The 1,604-nt window shown below is 61.3% G+C and carries 2 protein-coding genes and 1 pseudogene; all 3 read right to left on the bottom strand.

The annotated features are described in order from the left end of the window. Window positions 1-273: pseudogene (locus tag BN1233_RS23225) on the bottom strand (polyphosphate kinase 2); the annotation flags it as partial. Between the two features lie 183 nt (window positions 274-456). Beyond that, the gene (locus BN1233_RS23230) at window positions 457-1,320 is read right to left on the bottom strand and encodes a bile acid:sodium symporter family protein (protein ID WP_187144354.1); all 864 of its coding nucleotides are present in this window, start codon (window positions 1,318-1,320) and stop codon (window positions 457-459) included. A gap of 88 nt (window positions 1,321-1,408) precedes the next feature. Further along, on the bottom strand, window positions 1,409-1,604 hold a 196-nt coding region (locus tag BN1233_RS23235; RefSeq protein ID WP_048710899.1), incomplete at its 5' end, for an ion channel.

Genomic DNA, 1,604 nt, shown 5'->3' on the forward strand with positions numbered 1-1,604 from the left:
TGCCGGCAACGCGATATGCCGGAACACCCTGGGGCTCACCCGCTGGGTGATCCGGCTGATCACCCCACCCTTCCCGGCTGTGTCGCGCCCCTCGAACACCACGATGATCCTCGCGCCTGTGGCCTTCACCCAGGTTTGCAGGCGGACGAGCTCGACCTGGAGTTTTCCCAGCTCGCCTTCGAACACTTTCCGTTTCATCTTCACCGGCTGAGACGTATCGTCGGCGGGCTCGGCTGCAAGTCTCCTTTTCTTTGCGGAATCTCGTTGGCTCATTTCCGGCTCCTCCCGATACTACTCTCTACAAGAGTTAAAGCTCTTCATCCTGCTGGCAATGCAGAAAGCCTCAGATATGCAGCGGCTTCGGCCATGCTGCCCTGGCAGGTTCGTTTCGGGCCGGCCCTGGAGCATGGCCTGGTCGCGAACAGTCGCCTCGAAGACCGCGATATCCATATAGAGTCATCGAACTGCCGCCCGCGCCGGCCCTCGTCGCCACCAGAGTGCCATCAAGAACGACCCGAGTAGTTGAATGAGGCCGTAGGCCAGAACTGCCGTGACGGCCGACGTCCCGGCGAAGGCGCCAGCCGTGACCTCTACGCCAAGGCCGACATTGCGGATCGCGGTTGTGAGCGCCAAGGCTCGGCGATCTTCGTCCCGCTCTCCACCAGAGAACCACCCGATCAAGAGACTGACGGCCAGCAGGACCAGCATGCCAACGACACCGATGAACCGAACGCCCAACAGCCGTGGAAACTGGGAGGTAAGGATGACGGCCAAAGTTGCGGCATTGAGAACCTTGCTGATAGCGATCGCAGGCCTGAGCAATCGTGCGGCCAGATCCGGCAGCCATCGGTTGACTGCCAGCCCGCAACACAAGGGCAGGAGCTGGGTTGCCAGCATGACGCCGAGCATCCCGATCGCATCCACGTGCAGATCCCCTCCGCGGCTTGTGAAGGGCGGCAGAAGCGACAATACCACCGGCGCCACGAATACTGACGATCCTGCCAGGATCACCATCAGACCTACCGAAATTGCGGTGGTGCCTCCAGCGATGGCCGTCAATGGCGGCCCGTAAGGAGCACCCGGGCAGACTGCAAGGATCAGGACGCCAGCAGAGACCATCGGATCGGGATCAAGCAGAAGGAGGAGAAGAACGGCGGTTGCAGGCACACCCACGTAATTGGCCAGTCCTGCGCGCGCGACCAACCGCCAATCGCTCGCCGCGTCCATCACATCCGCAAACCGGACGCCGAGCCCTGTGGTGACCATCAACTCGATCAGCGTGACAGCGACGAGAGGGCCGATCATGTCGTCCAGGGTCATCCGGAGCTCCTCCACGATCTGCATCGACCCGCTGCAAGATCATCGATGAACGCCTCTTCCACTGTGGCGAAAGGCAGTCTCTGTGCGCTCACAGATCGTCCCGGCGCTCACGGACGCGCAAGGCGTATCGCAAGACTTCGAAAATAACCGCTGTCGACCAGCCGAACAGCAACACTCTGTTCATCGCCGTCATCGGTCCGAGCAGGAGCCAGCGCTCAACGGGCAGGATGTCGCCGTAGCCGAGTGTCGTGTAGTTGACGAAAGCAAAATACAGGACGATCCTG

Source organism: Microvirga massiliensis (genome assembly GCF_001006805.1).
GTDB classification, from domain to species: Bacteria; Pseudomonadota; Alphaproteobacteria; order Rhizobiales; family Beijerinckiaceae; genus Microvirga; species Microvirga massiliensis.